Origin of the sequence: Veillonella sp. 6_1_27 (genome assembly GCF_000163735.1) — a bacterium.
Taxonomy (GTDB): domain Bacteria; phylum Bacillota; class Negativicutes; order Veillonellales; family Veillonellaceae; genus Veillonella; species Veillonella parvula_A.
Window position 1 is genome coordinate 416,843 of sequence record NZ_GG770217.1, and the last position, 22,335, is coordinate 439,177.

The 22,335-nt window shown below is 39.6% G+C and carries 23 protein-coding genes and 1 other annotated feature; of the genes, 4 read left to right on the forward strand and 19 right to left on the reverse strand.

The features are described 5' to 3' along the window. From HMPREF0874_RS08910 to HMPREF0874_RS08950, 9 genes are all read right to left on the reverse strand, one after another. Positions 1-750, reverse strand: coding sequence for a DUF969 domain-containing protein (locus tag HMPREF0874_RS08910; protein WP_004694268.1), 750 nt, complete (start codon positions 748-750; stop codon positions 1-3). 208 nt (positions 751-958) lie between these two features. Next, positions 959-1,444 carry a GNAT family N-acetyltransferase gene (locus HMPREF0874_RS08915; protein WP_004694271.1) on the reverse strand — a complete coding sequence of 162 codons (486 nt, stop codon included), beginning with the start codon at positions 1,442-1,444 and terminating at the stop codon, positions 959-961. 411 nt (positions 1,445-1,855) lie between these two features. Continuing rightward, positions 1,856-3,586, reverse strand: a complete 1,731-nt coding sequence (locus tag HMPREF0874_RS08920) for an S-layer homology domain-containing protein (RefSeq protein WP_039965419.1) — start codon at positions 3,584-3,586, stop codon at positions 1,856-1,858. Positions 3,587-4,323: 737 nt separating this feature from the next. Further along, positions 4,324-5,511, reverse strand: coding sequence for a flavodoxin domain-containing protein (locus HMPREF0874_RS08925; protein WP_039965420.1), 1,188 nt, complete (start codon positions 5,509-5,511; stop codon positions 4,324-4,326). Positions 5,512-5,829: 318 nt separating this feature from the next. Beyond that, positions 5,830-6,369, reverse strand: coding sequence for a hypothetical protein (locus HMPREF0874_RS08930; RefSeq protein ID WP_004697650.1), 540 nt, complete (start codon positions 6,367-6,369; stop codon positions 5,830-5,832). A 231-nt stretch (positions 6,370-6,600) separates the two neighbouring features. Then, a complete protein-coding gene (leuB, locus tag HMPREF0874_RS08935; RefSeq protein ID WP_008603288.1) occupies positions 6,601-7,671 on the reverse strand; it encodes a 3-isopropylmalate dehydrogenase in 1,071 nt (356 codons plus the stop codon). A 284-nt stretch (positions 7,672-7,955) separates the two neighbouring features. After that, the gene (locus HMPREF0874_RS08940; protein WP_008603290.1) at positions 7,956-8,447 is read right to left on the reverse strand and encodes a 3-isopropylmalate dehydratase small subunit; all 492 of its coding nucleotides are present in this window, start codon (positions 8,445-8,447) and stop codon (positions 7,956-7,958) included. Between the two features lies 1 nt (position 8,448). Then, positions 8,449-9,708 (reverse strand): 3-isopropylmalate dehydratase large subunit, encoded by a 1,260-nt coding sequence (gene leuC / locus HMPREF0874_RS08945; protein WP_008603292.1) that lies wholly within the window; start codon positions 9,706-9,708, stop codon positions 8,449-8,451. 1 nt (position 9,709) lies between these two features. Continuing rightward, positions 9,710-11,248, reverse strand: a complete 1,539-nt coding sequence (locus HMPREF0874_RS08950; protein WP_039965421.1) for a 2-isopropylmalate synthase — start codon at positions 11,246-11,248, stop codon at positions 9,710-9,712. A 180-nt stretch (positions 11,249-11,428) separates the two neighbouring features. Beyond that, positions 11,429-11,632: a binding site (T-box leader), on the reverse strand. A gap of 157 nt (positions 11,633-11,789) precedes the next feature. On the opposite strand from HMPREF0874_RS08950, the gene HMPREF0874_RS08955 reads away from it, so the two are divergent. After that, positions 11,790-12,305 (forward strand): DUF308 domain-containing protein, encoded by a 516-nt coding sequence (locus tag HMPREF0874_RS08955; RefSeq protein ID WP_008603296.1) that lies wholly within the window; start codon positions 11,790-11,792, stop codon positions 12,303-12,305. Positions 12,306-12,440: 135 nt separating this feature from the next. Here HMPREF0874_RS08955 and HMPREF0874_RS08960 read toward each other — a convergent pair whose 3' ends face one another. Together HMPREF0874_RS08960 and HMPREF0874_RS08965 are read right to left on the reverse strand one after the other, a co-directional pair. Beyond that, the gene (locus HMPREF0874_RS08960; protein WP_024062104.1) at positions 12,441-12,854 is read right to left on the reverse strand and encodes a hypothetical protein; all 414 of its coding nucleotides are present in this window, start codon (positions 12,852-12,854) and stop codon (positions 12,441-12,443) included. 398 nt (positions 12,855-13,252) lie between these two features. After that, the gene (locus HMPREF0874_RS08965) at positions 13,253-13,873 is read right to left on the reverse strand and encodes a hypothetical protein (protein ID WP_008603300.1); all 621 of its coding nucleotides are present in this window, start codon (positions 13,871-13,873) and stop codon (positions 13,253-13,255) included. Positions 13,874-14,058: 185 nt separating this feature from the next. On the opposite strand from HMPREF0874_RS08965, the gene HMPREF0874_RS08970 reads away from it, so the two are divergent. From HMPREF0874_RS08970 to HMPREF0874_RS08980, 3 genes are all read left to right on the forward strand, one after another. Beyond that, a complete protein-coding gene (locus HMPREF0874_RS08970; protein ID WP_004697933.1) occupies positions 14,059-14,340 on the forward strand; it encodes a type II toxin-antitoxin system RelB/DinJ family antitoxin in 282 nt (93 codons plus the stop codon). A gap of 6 nt (positions 14,341-14,346) precedes the next feature. Then, complete coding sequence (locus HMPREF0874_RS08975) at positions 14,347-14,619, forward strand: type II toxin-antitoxin system YafQ family toxin (protein WP_008603303.1); 273 nt, start codon at positions 14,347-14,349, stop codon at positions 14,617-14,619. A gap of 227 nt (positions 14,620-14,846) precedes the next feature. Further along, on the forward strand, positions 14,847-15,194 hold the full coding sequence (locus HMPREF0874_RS08980; RefSeq protein WP_008603304.1) for a hypothetical protein: 348 nt from the start codon (positions 14,847-14,849) through the stop codon (positions 15,192-15,194). Positions 15,195-15,251: 57 nt separating this feature from the next. Here HMPREF0874_RS08980 and HMPREF0874_RS08985 read toward each other — a convergent pair whose 3' ends face one another. The 8 genes from HMPREF0874_RS08985 to HMPREF0874_RS09020 form a co-directional block, all read right to left on the reverse strand. Then, positions 15,252-15,743, reverse strand: a complete 492-nt coding sequence (locus tag HMPREF0874_RS08985; protein WP_232197521.1) for a hypothetical protein — start codon at positions 15,741-15,743, stop codon at positions 15,252-15,254. A 218-nt stretch (positions 15,744-15,961) separates the two neighbouring features. After that, positions 15,962-16,702 carry an ABC transporter ATP-binding protein gene (locus tag HMPREF0874_RS08990; RefSeq protein WP_039965423.1) on the reverse strand — a complete coding sequence of 247 codons (741 nt, stop codon included), beginning with the start codon at positions 16,700-16,702 and terminating at the stop codon, positions 15,962-15,964. A 1-nt stretch (position 16,703) separates the two neighbouring features. Next, complete coding sequence (locus HMPREF0874_RS08995; protein ID WP_039965425.1) at positions 16,704-17,471, reverse strand: ABC transporter ATP-binding protein; 768 nt, start codon at positions 17,469-17,471, stop codon at positions 16,704-16,706. After that, positions 17,464-18,987, reverse strand: coding sequence for an ABC transporter substrate-binding protein (locus HMPREF0874_RS09000; protein ID WP_039965427.1), 1,524 nt, complete (start codon positions 18,985-18,987; stop codon positions 17,464-17,466). Before HMPREF0874_RS09000 ends, HMPREF0874_RS08995 begins: the two co-directional genes overlap by 8 nt. 66 nt (positions 18,988-19,053) lie before the next feature. Continuing rightward, positions 19,054-19,863 (reverse strand): ABC transporter permease, encoded by an 810-nt coding sequence (locus tag HMPREF0874_RS09005; RefSeq protein WP_008603309.1) that lies wholly within the window; start codon positions 19,861-19,863, stop codon positions 19,054-19,056. Then, complete coding sequence (locus tag HMPREF0874_RS09010; protein WP_008603310.1) at positions 19,856-20,806, reverse strand: ABC transporter permease; 951 nt, start codon at positions 20,804-20,806, stop codon at positions 19,856-19,858. The genes HMPREF0874_RS09005 and HMPREF0874_RS09010 overlap by 8 nt, the downstream gene beginning before the upstream one ends. 232 nt (positions 20,807-21,038) lie before the next feature. Next, complete coding sequence (locus HMPREF0874_RS09015; protein WP_008603312.1) at positions 21,039-21,626, reverse strand: hypothetical protein; 588 nt, start codon at positions 21,624-21,626, stop codon at positions 21,039-21,041. 46 nt (positions 21,627-21,672) lie between these two features. Next, positions 21,673-22,272 (reverse strand): hypothetical protein, encoded by a 600-nt coding sequence (locus tag HMPREF0874_RS09020; RefSeq protein WP_008603314.1) that lies wholly within the window; start codon positions 22,270-22,272, stop codon positions 21,673-21,675. Positions 22,273-22,335: the final 63 nt, after the last annotated feature.

Here is a 22,335-nt window from a genome sequence, read left to right on the forward strand (position 1 = left end):
TTATTCAGCCTCCTTCTTCAATTCTTCTGGTGTAACAAGAATATTTAACTCATTAGGTACTAATTTACCAGCTTTCATATCCGCTTCGTCACGAGCTACAGAGGCTTGAATTGTTTTATCAAAGATAATAAAGCGAATAAAGTTAACGATATAGGCACAAACAGCAGTTGGCAATCCGTACAATACCATATCTGTTAACTCTACAGAATAACCTAATTGTTCCATAACGCCTTTGATGAGTAATAACCCACCAGCAGCAAGGAATAAGTTTTGACCGAAGAAGTTACCTATATTATCTGCAGAAGCAGCCACACCGCGCACCTTATCAAGCGTACGTTGAGATACTGGACGGCCTTGAGCTACCGCAGCTTCACTCATAGGAGCAATCAATGGACGAACCATAGCAACCATACCGGACATGTTAATGCCAAAGGCTACAGTTACTTGACGCACAAATAAGTAAATCATAAAGATACGACCTGCCGTAGCAGCGTTGATCTTGCCAATCAAAATTTCTGCCCGTTCACGCAAGCCGTGACGTTCCATAAGACCGATAACAGGTAAAATCAAAATAAATAATGACATATAACGATTTTTAACAAAGGCCTCTCCAATAGCACCAACGATATCGTTAATACTGAGACCACCTGCCAGGCCCGTTACAAAGCCTGCGGCTACGACAACTAACAAGGCATTAAAGCGCAGCATCAGACCGATGACCATCACTAAAATACCAGACAAAATCAACATATGGACACATCCTTTCTACAAATCATCCATAACACATATAACCATAAAGATACGTTATATGTATATATTATATACTGAATAGTCATAATCTTACAAAAAAAAATACCTTGTATCTAAATTTAGTGAATGTCCCTGATCTGCGATCAGAGCATAAAACACTCAAATAGAGTACAAGGTAATTTACGTAATTAATATAACGCTTTCTTAATTAATTTAATTCTTTCTTAAATAATATAGTTGTATGCTGTTTTCCTCTAAAATGAACCTTATCATACGCCGTAAACCCAAAGGATTCATACATTTTAGGCAACCACGGATGCTCCTTAGCCGTTCCTAATGTAACAATATGTGTTTTAAACTGTTCTTTTAAAAGCTCCTCTGCATAGCCCAAGACTTCCCGTGCATATCCTTTGCCTTTGAAAGCTGGTGCCGTTACAAAATGAGCAATATGCGGATATTTATCCGGCGTTGAGTATTTCACCCAAGGCATACAAAACGTAATAGAACTAACTAATTGCCCATCAATATACAAGCCGTATACAGGATAATTTTCAATCCATTCCTTAGATTCCTCTTCCGTAAAATCAATAGCGTCGAAGCTAATAGGATAGTCTTTTATAGCTGCATAACCGTCGATTAATACCTTATGATATTCTGCTGTGTCTGCTACTGTTAATTGTCTAAATTCTTTCATGGTCTTTCCCTCATATCTATATCTTTATTCACAAACTATGTATATTAATTCACTTTGTGAAAGTAATTATACACCTATATGTATTTATTTGCAATATATTTACATAAATATTATATGAAATCATAATATCTATAAAGGAAATCTTATATGCAATAATGTAATATATAGATCAACCCTCAACCATACTATGTGCCAGATAAATTAAAACCTCAAATCTCAACAAATAGCAAGTTCGTATAAAAATAAGCAGAATACAATTTAGATATCAGTCAACGATTTCATTCCGTCTAACCATAATTGACGAATTCCTATAAAATAAGCACAATACCACAAAAAGATTTAGACAAAAAAACAGGATGTATCAAAGATACATCCTGTTTTGAGCTTTTACAAACTCTAGAAAAATTAACCCTATTGATTATTGTAAATACGGGAACCGTATACGTCACGTTCGTTTTTAGGTTCGTTATTAACGCGAACACGTTCAGTTTTATGACGATCGTTATCATCACCAGAAATACGGTCAACACGGAAGTGGTTAAGACGAATATTTTGTAATTCAGGACCGAATTCATTCAATGCACGTTTCATGTTTTCGTCAATAGGAGCACCATTTTGAAGTGCACGGTACAACATGGTAGCGAATTCGTAACGAGTCATCTTAACATCGCCTTTGAATGTGCCATCAGGGTAGCCAACAAGGATACCATTACCAGCCAATTGGCTAATATATTGGTAAGCCCAGTGGTTGCGAGGAACGTCTGGGAATTCAGCAGTTTTGCTTGGATCAATTGCATGTGGAGTCAAGATTTGTAACAAGTTATTATATTTGTTTTCCATATCTTGAAGACGTGCGTTCAATTCAGCAATTTCACGCCCCATAGCTACGCGGGAACGGGATTCAGGGGAACGTTTACCAAGACGGATGGATACACCTGCGTTCAATTGAGTTTCGCCAGTACCTACAGTGCCACCAACGGAGAACATTGTATCTTCGTTAGGTCGGTAGAATGCGCCCAATGCAGCGGAGTTAGCATTATGGTAGTGACCATAACCAGCAGCAATTGTCCATTTGTCATCTGGGTTGAAGTCCAATGGATGCAATGCAGCCAATGCAGCAGAACCTGCACCTACTTTATTAACGCGTCTTTCAACAGTACCAACACGACTAGTCAAGTTCTTAATATTGTTATTGATTTGGCCAGGTGTGGAATTGTTGATTTGTGTTTGTAAGTCATTAGCTACGGAATATAATTGGCTACCGTTTACAGCATCTGTAGAAGTAGCGGAGATTTCCCCAGCCGCAACATTTTTAATTTGACGCTCAGCACCAGCTTTACCTACAGACACGGAACCATTAGCAGCAGAACCTACGCCAGCAAAGCCACCGAACGTATGACCAGCGATTGTTGCACTACTTTGTGCTGTAGCTTCGCTTGTAGTGGAACCTGTACCTAAAGCGATAGAGTTTAAATGTGTTGCATTTGCATGATCACCAATCGCCATAGCATAGTCAGCTGTAGCACTTGCATCAGAACCAAACGCATTAGAACGCACGTTAGTTGCCTGTGCACCAGCGCCAAATGCTTGAGCATGATCACCAGATGCAAGAGCAGAGGAACCCATAGCAACAGAATGATTATTGGTTGCTTGTGCGCTAGAACCAATCGCATTAGATTTATAGCCAGACGCTAGTGCTTCATAACCAATAGCTTGTGAGCGAACTTCGGAAGCCTTTGCACGAGTACCAATAGCGGTAGACCATGTACGTTGTGCTTCAGCAGAATGACCAATAGCAATAGATTCATTCATCAACGCTTTGGAAGAATTCCCCATTGCTAATGCAGAGGTGCCTGCTGCCGTATTGTTAACACCAATAGCAACAGAATTACTTTTCCAGTCACCAGTTTTCTTTGTAGCATCATCTGGCTCATTTTCATAATCACGATCACGGAAGTTTGCATCAGATTCTTTTACCGTATTACCGCTACCATAGGCAACTGCATTATTAGCACCTGTAACAACATTAGTGTTGTCCATTACAACAGAAGCAGCGTCTACCGGATTAACATTCGCACCAACAGCAGTGACAGCAGCCAATACAGCAAACGCTAATTTTTTGGAATGTTTCATTTCTCTCATCTTACACCCTCACTAAATTAAAAAATCATCCAAATTACAATATAATTTTTCATTCTCTCTATGTTCCGTCTCTCACCTCGGTCTGAACAGGTGAATATTCTAAATTAGCATAAAGAAATATCCCTATATCAGTTTAAGAAAAATTTATATTGTCGATTACCCGCATAGAATATCAAAGTTTTACGATATACACAACCCTTTTTTCTAACACAAATCAAATTATCAAGTCTTTATACCTATCAAAATCCGCTTTATTACTAGCTTTATGGGGAATTAAATTTTACTCATTATTTTCCCTTATGAGTTAAATTTTTCGCAACTTTGTAAACTTTTCTCATGTAACAAACTGTATAACTTATAAATAAATAACCACCTTATAAGTACGCAAAATATACCTTTTACCCTTATTATATCCCATTCACGCTTAATTCATGAATTATATGTGAATTAAACTATTTTGTATATTTAATCAACATCCTATCATTTTATTATAATTTTATATTTTTACAGAAATAGCATCTATCAATGCAAATCGGCGCCCGAAAAGATAATAACGAGAATATTATGAGAATAAACATGACAAATACAATTTATATTGACTAATATTTTATGTATATGTTTAAAAAAAGAAGGCCCCTATTCTTCATGAAAATACCCCTTTTACTGATTATCCAGTAAAGGGGGTACATATCAAAAATAGGGGTTTTATAACAAGAATCTTTCTTTATTATATGTAATTATGCTAATAAGGCGCTTACAAGTGCTTCTGCTTTATTAAAATCGGATTCTTCTGGGTTCCAGTTGCATTTAATTTCCGGTTCTACTACAGAGAATCCATATTTAGTCAACTCTTCACGGAGTACCTTTGTAGATTCACCAGACCAACCATAGGTACCGAATACAGCAGCCTTTTTATTTTTAAATTTCAACTCACGCAAGAAATCGAGCCAACCAGCTACGGAAGATAATACGCTATTACCTACTGTTGGAGACCCTACAGCAATAGCTTTAGACTTAAAGACTTCCGTCATGATGTCATTTTTATTGGTTTTACTAATATTGAAAATCTTAACACGTGTATCAGGCGACTGTTTCGCAATTTCTTCGGCAATCTTATGTGCCAACTTCTTAGTGCCATCCCACATAGTGTCGTATACTATTGTGATTTGATTCTCTTGATATGCTTGCGACCATTCATAGTATTTTTCTACGATTTGCATTGGATTTTCACGCCAAATCGCTCCATGACTCGTAGCGATGATATCAATTGGCAAATTAAGCTTTTGAATTTCTTCAACTTTAGCTTTTACCAATGGAGAGAACGGATTCAAGATATTCGCGTAATACTTCATTGCCTCTTCCCATAGACGGCATTGATCGGCCTTATCTGCCCATAATTCCTCTACGGCAAAATGTTGACCAAATGCATCGTTGGAGAACAAGATATTATCCCCTGTCATGTACGTCGCCATGGAATCAGGCCAGTGGAGCATGCGCATTTCTACGAACACCAAGGATTTTCCGTTTCCAATATCTACGGAATCCCCTGTTTTAACGGTTTTAAAGTTCCATTCAGGGTGATGATATTGACCAACCAAGGACTTAACAGCATTTTCCGTACAATAAATAGGCGTATTAGGGATTTTTTCCATTAAAGCAGGCAAGGAACCGCTGTGATCTACTTCGCCGTGGTTACATACGATGAAATCAATCGTATTCAAATCAATTTCAGATTCCAAATTATCAATGAACTCAGAGGAATGAGGTTTCCATACAGTATCAATGAGGACCGTCTTCTCCTCTTCAATCAAATAGGCATTTTGGCTAGACCCATTATTAATGGTGTAATCGGAACCGTGAAACTCTTGCAATTCCCAGTCGATTTTACCAACCCATGATACGTTGTTTTTAATGTACTTTCTCATAATAACCTCCATGTTCTGTGAAAGTAAATATACTCACCTCATATCTTTTAATGAGTCTATAAAGGCCCACAGATGAGAGGAGCAACTTTCACCGGTATTACCCAATATATGGCCCCATGTTGTATCAATAGATACAACATAAATCGGTCATTAACTATGGTTCTATTATACGGACATCACATAATGAAGTCTGTACCTGTAGATACAGTTTTGAGAATTATTCTAAAAAACCACTCATAGGTAATCACATGCCGCGTACATTAGTACACATCGATTCCCCATGAGTGGTTACGAGTATATGTAATTATAAGGGATGATTTATTTATTACCTGATTTAGATAGTCCAGGGATAGCTTTATAGATATATAATGCAATATATCCATCAACCAAACTATGAACGATGGTGCCGCCGCCTACAAGAACAAATACAACGTAGATGAGATCAATGTTTGGCATCGTAGTTGTAGTATAGAACAATAGGCATGCTAGTACCTCACCAATAGCGTGAATGATAGCACAAGCAAGGTTAAACGCAACAAAGGATAGAGCCCCTGTTAATACGCCTGGATGATGTTTAATATAGTAAGCCCCCATCAAGGCAAAGATGATATGAGATGCAGCACGCATAACGATAACAAGTGGGAAGCCTGCTACAAAGAAGCCGAGCGTAGAACCTATGACAACACAAGCTGCCATCTTACGAGATAAGAACATGGCCAGGAATATAGGAACATGACTCGCCAATGTATACGATGCCGGTGGAATCACAACTTTCAAAGGCATCACAATAGGAATCATAATGGCTAATGCCATCAATAAAGCAGTAATGGTTAAATTTCGATACATCGAAGAATTCATAAAGGCCTCCTTAAGGACTATCTTCCCACACATCTACCAATATAGCACTCTGATATATGAAGAGCAACTACACATACCGCTAGGCGTCCCACAAAAAAGAGAGGGCCTTACAACCCTCTCTTATTTAATTAGACAAATATATTATAATATCTGTATTTTAACACTTATGGTACGATTTTGAAAATGATGTAACTCACGTTAATAACTTTGAGGAATCTTAATTCATTACTTTTATAAACGTTCGATTACGGCTTGCGCCATTTCTATGGTGCCTACCCGTTTTAAACCTTCGCGGTAGATATCTCCTGTACGGTAACCATCAACGAGCACTTGTTCCACAGCACGTTCAATAGCATCAGCCACTTGAGGTAAATCAAGGGAATGACGGCACATCATAGCTGCGGACAAGATTGTGCCCAATGGGTTCGCCAAATTTTGGCCCATGATGTCTGGTGCGGAACCGTGGATTGGCTCATACAATGCTGTGCCTGTACCCATGGATGCAGATGGTAAAAGCCCGATAGAACCAGAGATAACAGCGCCTTCGTCAGACAAGATATCGCCAAACAAGTTTGTAGTAACGATAACATCAAATTGTGCAGGATTTACAACGAGTTGCATCGCTGTGTTATCTACATAGAAGTAATCTGTTGCGATGTCTGGATTAGCAGCCGCTTTCTCTTGCGCGATTTTACGCCACAAGCGAGAAGAAGCCAATACATTTGCTTTATCTACGGATACGACCTTTTTATTACGTTTGCGCGCTGTTTCCATAGCGATGTCCATGATGCGCTCTACTTCGTAACGGCTGTATGTTTCTTTATCCCAAGCAAACTCGTTAGCACCTTCACCTTGTGCCTCTTCGCGTTCACCGAAATAAATACCACCAGTTAACTCACGAACGATGACGAAATCTACATCTTGTACGAGCTCCTTTTTAAGCGGAGAATACTCTTGCAAAGATGGATAAATTTTCACAGGACGCAAGTTACAGAACAAACCAAGCTCCTTGCGAAGGCCTAGGATTGCCTTTTCAGGACGGATAGACGGATCTACATTATCCCATTTAGGACCGCCTACAGCACCAAGCAACACAGCATCAGCCGCTTTACAAGCCTCGATAGTATCCTCAGTCAACGGCACGCCATACGCATCAATAGACGCACCGCCCGCTTTCTTATCAATCCAATTAACCTTTACACTGGCTTTCTCAAAAGCCACATCACACACAGCCTTCGCTGCTGCAATAATCTCAGTACCGATACCATCACCAGGAATCAATACAATATTCTTTTCGCTCATCTTACCTCTCCATATAGTAAAAGATTGTAAACCTCATGCTCTTCCCCCAGTGCCCTTTGCGAAGAAATCGCAATAGAACTTAATGGGACAAGAGCTGGCATATGCCTTGAGACCGACTTAGCTCGCTCCTCATTCCCCCTCTGCCACAAATCCATTCAAGATATTGTTAGCTAGAGGAATTTTAAGTTTTGCTACACAAAAGTAGAATGGTTGGAAACGAAACACGTGTCGAAACCGACTTAGCTCGCTTTGGAGGCTTGAGATACGTGTTTCGTTTCATCCTGCTACTTACGGTTTTTAGCAAAACTTACAAGACCACCAGCTGCCGCAATATCTTGAATGAATTGTGGCAATTCAGTGCCTTGGTATTGTTCGTTTTTCGTCAAATTGTACACGATACCTTTAGACAAGTCTACGCCGATTGCATCGCCTGCATCGATACGATCAACTTGTTCACCGATTTCCACAACTGGTAAACCAATGTTGATAGCATTACGGAAGAAAATACGAGCAAAGGAGTGTGCAATGATAACAGGCACACCTTTTGCTTTGATAACACCTGGTGCATGTTCACGAGAAGAACCACAACCAAAGTTTTTACCAGCTACCATGATTTCGCCAGCTTTCACATTAGGAGCGAACGTCGTATCAATATCTTCCATCGCATGTTCGGCCAATTCGTTCCAATCGGCAATCGCCAAGTAACGAGCTGGAATGATTACGTCTGTATCTACATCGTCGCCGTAGCGCCAGATTTTCTTGCTTTCAAAATCCATATTAAACCTCCTCAGGGCCTGCAATGCGGCCTAATACAGCACTTGCTGCCGCCACGTATGGGCTTGCCAAGTATACCTCAGAATCAACGTGACCCATACGACCACGGAAGTTACGGTTTGTAGTGGAAACGGTACGTTCCCCTTCAGCCATGATACCCATGTAACCACCTAGGCAAGGACCACATGTTGGCGTGGACACAGCGCAGTCAGCTTGAATGAAGATGTCCAATAAACCATCTTTCATAGCTTGATCGTATACATCTTGGGAACCAGGAATCACGATACAACGAACGAATGGAGCCACCTTGCGACCTTTGAAGATTTTTGCAGCTGCTACCAAGTCTTCGTAACGGCCATTTGTACAGGAACCGATGATAACTTGGTCAATTTTAATATCTTTGTCGATTTCGTTGATGTAATGTGTGTTGGATGGCAAATGAGGGAACGCTACCACTGGTTGCAATTTGGACAAGTCGATGGTAATAGTTTGAGCATATACCGCATCAGCATCTGGAGCGATTGGCTCAACAGGACGATTTACGCGGCCTTTGATGTATTCTTCAGTAATTGCATCATAAGGGAATACACCACATTTACCGCCCGCTTCGATAGCCATGTTACAGATGGTAAGGCGGTCAGCCATAGTCATGTGTTGTACGCCTTCGCCGGCGAATTCAAGAGCCATATAACGAGCGCCATCTACACCGATTTGACCGATTAAATCGAGGATTACGTCCTTACCAGTTACCCATTTATTAGGTTTGCCGATAAGTTCAACCTTGATTGTTTCAGGCACTTTGAACCAAGTTTTACCTTCTGCCATAGCAACGCCCGCATCAGTGGAGCCTACGCCTGTGGAGAATGCATTCACCGCACCATATGTACAAGTGTGGGAGTCAGCGCCGATCATCATTTCGCCAGGACCGATAAGACCTTTTTCTGGCAAAATAACGTGCTCGATACCCATTCTACCCACTTCAAAGTAGTTCGTAATGCCATGTTCGCGTACGAAATCGCGCATTACTTTTGCTTGTGTAGCGGATTGAATATCTTTATTTGGTGTAAAGTGGTCAGGCACCAAGTAGATTTTATGACGATCAAATACAGGTTTGCCGATTTTTAAGAACTCTTTGCGAGCCGGTGGGAATGTGATGTCGTTCATCAATACCGCATCCAAATGACACTCGATGATTTGGCCTGGCTTTACAACATCAAGACCCGCATGACGAGCCATATTCTTTTCAGTAATGGTCATACCCATATTATTCTTCCTCCTGTTGTTCTAGCTCCATAGCTAGGAATACTGAGTTTACTGCATTAATATATGCATTTACACTTGATTTAACAATATCGGTGCTGATACCACGACCATGGTACAAACGACCGTTATATTCTACCTTAAGGGTTGCTTCCCCAAGGGCATCTTTACCAGCTGTTATAGCGCGGATTTGGTAATCTTTCAAACTGATTGGCAAGCCAACCACACGTTCAACCGCTTTAAGGGATGCGTCTACTGGGCCATCACCAACGGCTGCATCGGCTTTTTCACCTTCTGGAGTCATGAGACGAACATCAGCATAGGCATAGCCTTTTTCGCCCAATTTGTAGTATTGAGCCACGAGTTCAAATGCTTTTTTGTGGTGAAGATTATCTACTACAAGGGCTACGATATCATCATCGTATACTTGTTTTTTGCGGTCCGCCAATTCTTTGAATTTACCGAAGAGGTCGTTGATTTTCTCTTCTGTGAAAGATTGGAAACCAAGTTTTGCCAAATGATCAGCAAAGGCATGACGGCCAGAGTGTTTGCCTAATACGAGGTCTGTTTTTTCAGCCCCTACGGACTCAGGAGTCATAATTTCGTAAGTTTCAGGGTTGCTCATCATACCATGTTGGTGAATACCAGACTCATGAGCAAATGCATTGGAACCAACGATTGCTTTATTTGGAGGCACCGCTACGCCTGTCAAACGGCTTACCAATTTGGACAATTTAGTGAATTGTTTTGTATCGATGTTCACTTGAAGGTCGCCGAAGTATTCATGGCGAGTTTTAAGCGCCATTACTACTTCTTCGATACCTACGTTACCAGCGCGTTCACCAAGACCATTTACTGTACATTCAACTTGACGAGCACCTGCTTCGATAGCTGCCAAGGAGTTTGCATTAGCAAGACCTAAGTCGTCATGACAGTGAACTGAGATGATTGCTTTTTCGATACCAGGTGTATGTTCTTTGATGTAACGAATTTTGTTAGCGAATTCGTTAGGGATCATATAACCTACTGTATCTGGTACGTTAAGAATAGTAGCGCCACCAGCGATAGCTACGCCAAACACTTCGCACAAGAAGTCTAAATCAGAACGAGCTGCATCTTCACCGGAGAACTCGATTTCGTCGAATTTGCCTTTTGCAAATTCCAAAATAGATTTAACGCGGTCCAATACCTCTTGGCGAGTCATTTTCAATTTATAATTCATATGGATTTCGGATGTAGCGATAAACACATGCAAACGGCTGCGTTCTGCATCTTTCAATGCATCAACTGCCTTTTGAACGTCCTTTTCATTAGCGCGTGCCAACGCACAAATTGTTGCACCTTTCACTTCACGTGCAATCGTTTGTACTGCTTCAAAATCCCCAGGGGATGCTGCTGGGAAGCCAGCCTCGATTACGTCGATGCCGAGGCGTGCAAGGCCTTTCGCAATTTCAACTTTTTCTGGTGTTTGCAATGCTACGCCAGGTGTTTGTTCCCCATCACGAAGGGTTGTATCGAAGAAATATACGCGATTTTGATCCATAATCTTCACCTTTTCTGTACTAATAAAACATAACGCTGTATTATATCTATCTATTGTGAAAGTTTAGTAAAATCGCCGATTCCAACGCTATTTCGGCTGAAGCCAACGTAGATACATCAAATCAGTAATTTTACTAGACTTTTACAATAAAAAAAGCCCCTCAGAACAACTGTCGTTGCTCAAAGGGGCGTTATATTCATAACACGGTACCACCCTAATTGGGACTCGTTGCGGGTATAACGGAACCACCGTCGATGACTACTGCTACATTCGCCACCAAAGCTCACGGGAGAGTGTCAGCGTACAACCTCTATTGCCTCGCACCAACCGGCAACTCTCTGAAAGCAGGATCTGTAAACCTTTATACCCATTCATAGCTCGTATTTAAGATATAAAGGTATTATACGGTATTCTATAGAACTGTGTCAACAGGATGGACATGTGAGTTTTGTGAAAACACAGTTTTATCGTTACAATTTGACATCCCCCATGATCTCATGCATACTGTAAATAAGCAGTACCAATGATTGGAGGAATTATTATGAGTGGTTCAAGCAAATTCTTCTTTATTTTATCGGGTATTGTAAGCATTATCCTGGGGATATTCTTACTCTTAAATCCCGTTATTAATCTCATAGCTTTTGCCTGGCTTTTTTCTATTATCTTTTTCGTCAGTGCGGTCAGCTCTATTATAAATTATTTTACGTTATCGTCTGAATTACGTAGCGGCTGGTATCTTATCAGCGGCATTATCAATGCTCTATTCGGTATCTATTTAATATCCGGCGGATTTGCATTCCTACCATTAGTACTCCCAACCACAATCGGCATCTGGATGGTAATTGACGCCATCTTTATTTTCATTAAATCAAGAAAGTCCGACAGCATGGTATCACTCATGGGACGTAATGCAAAATGGCTTGCACTAATTCTTTTACTATTAGGCCTATTACTTATATTCGAGCCGATCGCTTTTGGTGAAGCATTTATCTATTTCATCGCCTTCGGTTTCTTATTTGACGGAATTTATTCCATCGGTGAGGCTTTTAAAAAATAGAATATAACTAAATAATTACACTATAAGATTGACCATGTACTGCCAAAACAGCTGTCATAAATTACGATGTCTATTTCGTATTTGTGGCAGCTATTTTATTTGAAAGTATCTATCCAAAAGCATACCTCTACGCAATCAATCTAAAAAGCTTATCCACTCTAAATGCTCAAAATTATTTAGTATTCTCTTATCCATTTTTACAACTTGATTAGTAAGTTCTATTCGATTATTAACAAATGAAATATCTGTATACCATTCCTTTAAACTAGCATACACATCATTCTCTAAATCAATAATGATGGTTTCAATAGGATCCCAGGTCTTGCATCTTACAGACTCTACCATAACCATACTACTACCTATGAAAGTAACATCCCTACCATAAATCCAAAACGGCAATGCTTTCCCCTTTATAGAAATAGAATATATAGCATCTCCATGAGGCGGTTCTGTTTCATATTGCGCTTTTATATTGTACTTTTCCATTATCTCATTGCTAGCATTTTCTATATATGGCAACGTTGAAATCTTATAATTATCTGCGTTCATATAAGCTCCGTTATTTTTAATATGAAGCACACCAAAGAGGACTGTATATCGCTATTTGTGTAAAGAGTATTTTGCTATACTTATTACGAAGAGAGTCTGTTGACGTGAGTTAGGTTCATCTCCGCGAGGAGGTGATACTATGACAAATCATGAAGTTACCTATGTAATTATCATAGTTCTGTTATCAGTAGTCACTATCATTGCACTAGTTAAGTAGTACAACGATAAACGCCTAACGTATAGAGGAGTGCAGTCCTCTAACACGTTAGGCGTCATCATAATTTTGTTCAGTTTTAGATGAGCCTAACGCCCTAATCACGTTAATGGGCTCTCTTTATATGTATATTATAAGCTAATCAGGCTTAAAAAGATAGTACAGCAATAAACTTAATTAGTACCTACACTGTTAACATTTCTCTAGCACGCTCAACAGAAACTGGCTCATTAAATAAGAACACATGATTTTGTCCTTCATGTTCCCAAGATGCTAAGTAAACAGCGTCATCTACCATTCGATAGGTTATCGTCATCCCATTTATAATCTCTGTTTTCTGAGGTACATAATCCTTATAGTCACCTGCGATATTACCTGATACGGTAGATACTCGGTATTTAATATACTGCGGCATATCATCTACACGGTCAAAATATGTTCCTTTTAAAAGCTCATGATAGGCATACACAACTTGTAATACATCGTGATCCACAATAGATACATGTACGGGACGTAATCCCTCTAAACCACTTGGCAACTGCGGTTTAAAGTTCAAATGTTGCTTAGCCTCATATAGGGTATCAAACACCTCTAGAGATTGACCTTTACGAGTGCTTCTATAATCCTCATCAGTTATAGTACAACTACCAAGTCCATTGGGACATGGGAACTCATTTCGATCACCATAAGGCTGATCATAAATAGAATTACCATTAAGACGGAATCTCATCAACTCATCTGCGGACACAACATTGATGGAACCTATAAAAGCTAGCGTAGCTAACATACATACAACCTTTTTCATGATACAATCCCCTGCAAACAAACTATATATAGTAAGTTAATTATATCACCTAAAAAGCTAATATTTTTTATATTCATAAGTATTTTTCGTCCAGGAAAAGATATATATTATGCTTGCAATTCGCAGTTATAAGATTGCAATTATATAGCATGTGCATTACAATAGAAGTAACAGGAGGTGATACTATGGCAAAAACAGCCTCTATCAGTTTGCGTATCGAGCCAGCTGTAAAAGCACAATTAGAAGCACTATATGCTAGCTTTGGCATATCCGTAACTGATGCGATTAATATTTTTCTCCACACATCACTAATGGAAGGCGGATTTCCATTTCAACCTAAACAACCTCGTTATAATGCAGAAACAGAAGCTGCTATTCAAGAAACGAAAGATATATTGGCAGGAAAAGTAAAAGCAAAATCATATGCTAATGTAAAAGAAATGATTGAGGATTTAGGATTGGAGTAATCAGTTATGTTGAGATTAGTGCTTAGCAGTAAGTTCAAAAAGGACCTAAAGCGCTCAAAAAAACGCGGTAAAGATCTCAATAAACTCTATTCAATCATCAATAAATTACAGAATCAAACGCTATTAGATCCTGGTTATAAAGATCATCCATTAACAGGAAACTACGAAGGCTTTAGAGAGTTACATATCGAGCCAGATTGGCTTCTAATTTATGCAATTAAAGATGACATATTAGTATTATCTTTAACTCGCACGGGTAGCCACTCAGATTTATTCTAACTAAGCTTAAGAGGAATGTGAAAGCATTCCTCTTTTCTATTCCCCAAAAAATTTATACCAGTTATTATCATAAATCTATCCTATTTGATAGTATCTATCGCAAATCATTCTACTATTCAAAATTATTGTAAGTGCTATAATGAACTTATAAAAATGAACAGGTGTTCCTATGATAGTAAGTGCATCTTTCGAAACTCATATTTACTAGTTATATTAAGGAGATTATCATGACACATACACAATTAACACAACTCGTACAAGCTTTATTAGATGCACCTACAAGCAATGAAACAGTAAAGGAATTCGCTCAATCTTGGATTAATGCAGAAGGTACACCTAAACAAGAAGAACTCACGAAACAACTCGTATCTGTAGCAGAACAAAATATTGCACTTATCGACGAAACAATTGGCTTTGCTGGCTCTGAACTCGCTACACAAATCCTTGGCACAGAAAGCGCAGCTAACCTATTACAACACGCTAAAGACATCAAAGCTGAAGGCGCCAAATTCTGTGACTGTGATGCATGCGTAGCTGCTAAAAACATAATTGATTTGAAAGCGGAAATTGAATAATATAAATGAATAGAAAGAGGCTCCTTAAAAGGAGCCTCTTTCTATATGTTAACTTATTTATACCCTTATATAATCACCTTGAGCTTCACCATTTTCATAAATTTTAGCTTTATCGTCTAATCTACTTTGCTCAATAATTAAACTCAATCCGTATTTATATTTAAATTCATTATCCTGGTTTGTCAAATATGCTAGCTTATCCTCATCTTTTATCACATCATCACGGTTCCACCAAGGCTTTATCTCTATAACAACAAAATTTTTCTCATTATTGCCACGTTTATGAATAATAATATCTGGTCTAATACGACTCTCCCCCATACTTTTTTTATCAGCTACATTTCGATTATATTCACAATCTACATGATATTCAGTAACAAACAACTCCAAATAATGACTAAGTTTATGTGAAATAGATAGTTCACTAACATGTTCATCATTCTTCACCGGTTCATCAGCCTCATAATTTATTAAATACTGATCATTATTATGCAACATATCTAATGACTCCCTCAACACCGCTAAGAACTCATCTATCAGCTCCATCATATATTCTCCTAACAATATAATCTCTCCAACAACAATTTAACTTATATTATTTATTATTCTCCCCTTTTATATAAACTCCTCTATCAATACAACTAATTTATTGATACCAACAATTTTATCTTAATCTACTTAAATAAAAAGACCCTTTATTGTGATATGTCCCCCTTTACTGGACAACCAGTAAGGGGGGGACATATCAAAGCATAGGGGCTTTTTTTCTACTCACTCGCTTCCACAAGTGATTTTGTATATGGGTGTACCGCTTCTTTAAGTCGTTTTGATTCGATAGTTTCTACGATTTGCCCATCTTTCATAACGATGATTCGATCTGTTACGGCTTGTAACAGGCCAATATCATGGCTGACGAATACGTAGCCGAAGGGTTGTTCCGAATGGAGTTTTTGTAATAGGTCTAACACTAGTTTTTGATTCACCGCATCAAGGGCTGATGTAGGTTCGTCAAAGAGTACTAGCTTGGGGTTCATCAACATGATCCGTGCCAATACGACACGTTGTAACTGACCACCGCTGACTTCGTGAGGGTATTTATACACCGTATTTTCTGGCAAGTCTACTCGTTGCATCCATTTACGGATATCGTCCTTTGCTGACGCCACATCCATAAGCCCATAGTTGATATACGGCTCTAAGAGAAATGCTTCTAAGTTCATTCTAGGCGGAATCACCGCCAAGGGATTTTGGAACATCATCTGCATAGAGCGATATATTTCTGTATGATTTTGAATGGAATGGATATCCTCACCAAAGAGTCGCAAGGTGCCAGATGTAGGTTTTTCTAGCAGGGCAATTATCCTAAGCAATGTACTTTTACCAGAACCACTACCACCAGCAATACCTACCCGTTCATTCTCCGCTACAGAAAAAGATACATCATCAACAGCACGAACCGTATGATTGTGGTTTGTATATTGTTTACAGATATTCTCGAGTTGAATCATACTACACCACTTTCATTACAGAATCTAACAAAATACGAGTATACTCATCTTTTGGGAATGCCATAACCTCTTCGGTGGAGCCTACTTCAACGAGCTGTCCCTTATTCATAACGCCAATACTATTGGCAATGCGCGCCGCCGCCTTGATGTTATGCGTTACGATAATCACTGTTGCACCAAGGGCTTGTGTTACCTCTTTCATAAGGTCCAATACAGAGGCTTGCACCAGCATATCTAAGGCACTAGTTGGTTCATCAGCAAATACGATGCTCGGCTTCAAGATAAGGCTTAAAGCTATTGCCAATCGCTGCTGCATGCCACCGCTCAATTGAAACGGATAGGACTGCAAGATACGCTCTCCGTCGGTTAAGTGAACAAGATTAAGCATATCTATAACGCGGCTTACATCATAGCTTTCATCATGAGCACAGAACAAATCCTTAAAGTGATTTTCTACGGTGCGATTTGGGTTTAGATAGGCGCTGGGATTTTGAAAGATCATGGAAATCTTTGTGCCCCGCAATTGTCGCCAATCACCATCACTCAATGTAGAAACATCGGTGCCATTTAGCAAAATTTGGCCGCTAATGTTAGCTTGTTTCAACATGCCAAAGGCGGCACGAACTAACGTAGATTTACCAGAGCCACTTTCACCAACGATAGCAAAGACCTCACCATTGGGCACGGAGAAGGATACATCGTGCACCGCTTGCTCCGCACCGTATGAAATTGTAACCTTATCAAATACGATACAATCAGATTTATTCAATAGTAGAATCCTTTGTTAATAAGTAGTAATCGATTGGATGTACCGGTACATTTTTAACTTTTGTAGTGGATACAACCGTTGCACTTGGATACAACAAATAAATATCTGCTACGTCATCAACTAAGATTTGTTGTGCTTGTTTAGCAATATTAGAGCGTTCGTTTTGATCAAATGTTACAGACAATTGGTCGATTAACGCATCTACTTGAGGGTTAGAGTAGCCACCAACATTTGCTTTCGCACCAGTTTTGTAGAACAAGCTGAGGAACCAGTAAGGATCGTTTGTAGACATAGTAACTACATTGCGTTCTACTAAATCAAAACCATCTGTACCAAGTGTATCTACTTCATCAGGGCTTTGTAATTTCTTAAGAGTTACAGCAATACCTGCTTTTTTCAATTCTTGTTGAATTTCTTCGTATAAGCTTGTATCTTTCCCCCAAATAGCAATAGTAACAGCTAATTCTTTACCGTCTTTTGCGTACATGCCGTTTGCATTCTTAGCGTAACCAGCTTGAGTCAAGATTTGGTCAGCTTTTGCTACATCTGTCATCGGTTTATTAGCAATCGTATCATAACCTAAATTGGCAGATGGAGGGAATGGTGCCGCCCCTGGTGTAGAGCCATTGCCGATGATTTTAGCCATGGAATCATAGTTAATGATATGAGCAATAGCGGAACGCACCGCTTTATCATGTAATGGAGATGCTTCTGTGTGGTTTGCTTTCAACATAAACACACGAACGCCAGCAACGTCTTGAATATTGAAACCGTCTTTGAACAAGCTACGGTTAGCAGAGTCCACTTTTTGAATTACGTCTACGTCTTTAGATTGCAACGCCATAGCGCGTTTATTATTGTCTTCGATGTCTTTTACAGTTACAGAATCAAGGCCTGGTTTGCCGCCCCAGTAATCTGCGAAGGCAGCGAGTTCAATTGTTTCGCCTTTTTTGAAAGCAGTAATTTTGTAAGGACCTGTAAGAACTGGTTTAGATGCTACATCTTTAAGATCTGCAGTATCCATGATAACGAAAGCAGGTTCAGTCAAACTGGACAACAAAGAACCATTAGGTTCTGTAGTCTTAATAATCAAGTTTTGACCATCTACTGTGATGGACTCTATTTTAACTGCTTTAGCGGAACGAGCACTTTGTTTCATCGTATACTCGATGGACTCTTTTACCTTTTGAGGCGTCATCGGAGTACCATTGTGGAATTTAACGTTTTCACGGATGTGGAATTTCCATGTTGTAGGGTCTACATTTTCCCAAGAATCTGCCAATTGTGGGGCAAATTTCATATCCGGTGTTACAACGGCTAAGTTTTCACCTGCACCGATACGAGTCAATGTCCACGCATCCCATTCGTGAGTTGGGTCTAATGTTTCACCAAACCAATACAAACCAACATTCATATGCTTCCCTTGTTTGCCGTCTTTAGCAGTATCATTGCCACAGCCGACCAAGAGAGCTACCATACATAGCATGGACAAACATGCTAACAACCAACGTTTCATAATATCTCCTTTAAAATACATCGCCTCGTCGAGGCTTTCACCATAAAAAATCTATATACAGCACAGTTAACGAGATACATCGAGGGCATCGCGCAACGCATCACCAATATAGTTAAATAAAACAACGGTAATAAAAATGGCAAGCCCCGGGTAAATTAATAGCCACGGTGCCGTTTGTAGAAAATCTCGGGAGCTCAACAAGATAGCGCCCCACTCCGGATCCGGCGGTTGCACACCGATGCCAATGAGCGAGAAACTGGCTACCAAAATGATGGCATCCCCTAGATGTTGAATAATAACAATCACCAACGGTGGCAATACATTCGGCAGAATATAGCGCCACAGAATTCGTAGATTTGAAGCACCTGACATGCGAGCAAAGGTAATATACTCCGCGTGGCGTTCAATCTGTACGAGGCCTCTAGTGATACGGGCATATTCCGCCCATTTCGTAATGCACAAGGAAATGATTACATTCGTAATGCTAGGGCCCATGATACCGATGAAAGCAATGGCGATAACCATATTCGGGAAGCCAAGTACTAAATCGATTAAACGAGATAACCAACGGTCAACGCGAGGTGTAGAGAACCCTGCTAATCCACCAATAGCGATACCGATGGCCCCACTAATGCCAATGATGGTGAAAGCAATCCCTAAAGAAGCTTTACCACCGTACAGAATACGAGACCACACATCACGACCGAGTTGGTCAGTACCTAATAGATGGGTACTACTAATATCTTGTAAGCGGTCCGCGATACTCGTTGTTTCAGGATCAAAGGGGGCTATATAGGGAGCGCATAAGAAAAATACGATCCACAGAGCTGCTAATACCAACATAGCATATAAAGTATAAGGCTTTTGTCTATTCATAAGAGCCTCCTTTTATGGCGGCTCTTCGCTTCGGATTCAGCCAAACACTCAATACATCAATGATGATATTAATCACTATGAACACCAATGTAATCCAGATAATATAACCTTGCATCAATACATAATCACGAGCCATAATGCCCTGCACCATCATGTAACCAATGCCTTTTATGGAGAATACCGTTTCAATAACGGCGGAGCCACCTAGCATAGCGCCCATAGTTACTCCCATCATAGGCAGCAATATAAGACCTACATGAGGGAATATATAACGGGTATAGACCATCCATTCTGGCAAGCCTAATGCTCGCGCCCCCTGTACAAAGGGCTGTCGCGACACTTCTAAAATAGCATTGCGCAATCGACGAATGTAGAGACCACATATCCATAAAGCAAGAGTTACCGCGGGCAATACATAGGCAGAAAAGCCATTGGTATTCGTTATCGACACTAGCTGTAATTTAACACCAAATAAGTACAGTAATAATAAACCGACCCAGAACCCAGGGATTGCTAATGCTAGAAATGTAACGAGACGAACCCCATGATCAATCCATGAGTCTTGATACTTTGCAGATAACATACCGAGCGGTATGGTTACCACTATCCCCATAACAAGAGCTAAGGATACTAGCCCCAAGGTATTAGGCAAGGCGCCACCAAGAATAGTCGCCACTGGTAAAGCGTACAGAATGGACTCACCAAAGTCCCCTTGTAGAATTTGACCTAACCAACGTAGGTATTGCTGCCACCAAGGGTCATTGAGACCTAACTGCTCTCGTATCTGTGCAACTACAACTGGATCTGGTGTAGCCCCTACAAGATTAAACTTCATCGACACGGGATCAATAGGAGATAATTTTATCAATACAAATGTACCGATGGTAACAACAAATAAAATACCTACAATACTCGCCAAACGCTGTAGTATTAATCGATACAATACATCACCTGCCTTCTTTATCACAAAATAGCTATATTTATATTCTATCAATGTAATACTTAGATAGATATACCCACACAGGTATTTAGAATCATTATCATTATGAAAGTTTTGCATACCAATAAAAACGGCCCCTCATATGAGGAGCCGTTCTATATAAAACCCTTACAGTGTCCATGCGAGTGCTTCACTACAGCTCGCATGCCTATCCCATTAGGCCTGGACTTTTATATTATTTTGTATGTTGTTTTGGGGCTACTGTATTAACAACGATTGCTTTAGCCATGTCACGAGTTACAGGGCGTTCGAAGTACATCCCATGAGTTTGTCCGTCTTTTGTCCAACCTATGAGATATACCATTTTATTGCCGCCTTTGAAAACAACCTTTGTGCCGTTTACTTTTTCATTAGCTGTTACACGAAAATCGTTATAATCGCCGCTGATATCTTCTTTTATTTCATTGGCTATGCGATGGATGATGCGTTTGCCTGCAGCTTGATTACGAGTAGCATCTTCACCAGCTTGGTAAACATAAACCACTTGCAATACATCCTTATCAATAGTACTTACAGATTCAATATTGTAACCTACAGGTAATACCTTAGGCATTTGAGGTGTAATGTTCATATATCTAGCCGCTTCATCTACAGTAGAAAACTCATGAAACGGACTTGGCATACCAACCATTGGCGCTTCTTGTTGCGCTACCACAGATTTAGGTTGATCTGGTTTTACATCAAGAGTACCTTGAGCACCAGCAACAGTATAAGAACCTACACATGCACAGGCAACTGCCATCAAGACAAATTTTTTAACCATGGGTATAATCTCCCTTCGCTCAACACGAAAATTATTAAAAACACATTTATTTTGTATGTGATTTTTCCTCAACAATATTACGAATTATAGCCTTCGCCATATCTCGCGTAACGGGATGCTGAAACTCTAAAGAGTGATTCTGCCCATCTTTCATCCACGATGCAAGATAGACCTTTTTCTTACTACCTTTGAAAGTAACCTTTGTACCGTCTACACGTTCAGTTTCTATTACCTTATGAATTTTATGGTCACCACTAATATCACCAGCTAACTTAGATGAGCGATATATAATAAGTGCACCGCTAGCTTTGTTGTAATATGGCTCCGCGCCAGGTCCATAGACATAAACAACTTGTAATATATCTTTTTCTAAGGTTATGACAGATTGAATATTAAAGCCTACAGGTAACAACTTTGGCATCTGTGGTGTTATATTCATATACTCCGCTGCTTGTTGAACTGTGGTGAACACATGTACCGGACTCGGCATAATAACATTTGGTTCTGCCGCTTCAACTGATATGCCACCAATCATAGGCATAGACTCGCCTTTATTAGCCGGCGCTTCGGCACTAACAATGTTATATAAACCAATAAATGCACATACAAAAGTAGCCAATAAAAATATCTTTATCTTTAGTTCCATACAACAATCTCCGCGCAATGAATTTGATGAAATTATATTTATCAAAACTCACGCAGCAATTAT